The sequence below is a fragment of the Streptomyces sp. LS1784 genome (genome assembly GCF_020103755.1).
Taxonomy (GTDB): domain Bacteria; phylum Actinomycetota; class Actinomycetes; order Streptomycetales; family Streptomycetaceae; genus Kitasatospora.
This window is the reverse complement of record NZ_JAHSQD010001139.1, coordinates 1-997: the sequence shown is the minus strand read 5'-3', so window position 1 is coordinate 997 and position 997 is coordinate 1. Positions and strand designations below refer to the sequence as shown.

The following is a 997-nucleotide window of genomic DNA, read 5'->3' as shown; positions in this document are numbered from 1 at the left end:
CGTCGAGTACGGCAGCACGGAGGTCTGGTCGCCCGGGCGCACCGCGCCGAAGGCCGCGGTGGCCGCGGTCTGGTCCGGCCGGAGCACCTGGGTCGCACCGGTGTCGCCCGCGGCCGCGCCGACCCAGCCGGCCCCGGCCGCCTCGTGCATCTCGCGCAGCGCGTGCTGCACGTGGGCGCGGAACTCGTCGGCGTCCTGGAAGCGGTCGTCCGGGTTCTTGGCGAGCGAGCGCAGCACCAGCGGGTCGAGGCCGGCCGGCACCCGGCCGTTGGCCTGCGAGGGCGGCACCGGCGGGTCCTGGACGTGCTGGTAGACCACCGACAGCGGGGTGTCGCCGGTGAACGGCGGGCGCAGCGTGAGCAGCTCGTAGAGCATGCAGCCGGCCGCGTACAGGTCGGAGCGGTGGTCGACCGGCTTGCCGAGCGCCTGCTCGGGCGAGAGGTACTGCGGGGTGCCCATGACCATGCCGGTCTGGGTCATCGTGGTGGCCCCGCCGGTCAGCGCCCGGGCGATGCCGAAGTCCATCACCTTGACCGCGCCGGTGTTGGTGATGCTCACGTTGGCGGGCTTGATGTCGCGGTGGACGATGCCGTTGCGGTGGCTGTAGGCGAGCGCCTCCAGCACCCCGGCGATGATGATCAGCGCCTGGTCGACCGGCGGCGCCTCCTCGTCCGCCAGCAGTTCGCGGACGGTGCGGCCCTCGACCAGCTCCATCACGATGTACGGCGTGGACTCGTCCCCGACGTACTCCTCGCCGGTGTCGTAGACCGAGACGATCGAGTGGTGGTTGAGTGCTGCGACGGCGTGTGCCTCGCGGGTGAAGCGCAGCCGGGCGACGTCGTCCTGGGCCAGTTCGCCGCGCAGCAGCTTGACCGCGACGGTGCGGCCGAGCCGCACGTCCTCGGCGGCGAACACCTCGGCCATGCCGCCGCGCCCGAGCCGGTGGGTCAGCCGGTAGCGGCCGTCGCCGACGGTGCTCAGCGGCACCGCGGTGCCG

The 997-nt window shown here is 73.5% G+C and carries 1 protein-coding gene; it reads right to left on the bottom strand.

Annotation, left to right across the window (positions count from 1 at the left end; genetic code table 11):
* A partial coding sequence (locus tag KS423_RS46180) for a protein kinase (protein ID WP_224285617.1) occupies positions 1–987 on the bottom strand: 987 nt, incomplete at its 3' end.
* Between the last annotated feature and the right edge of the window lie 10 nt (positions 988–997).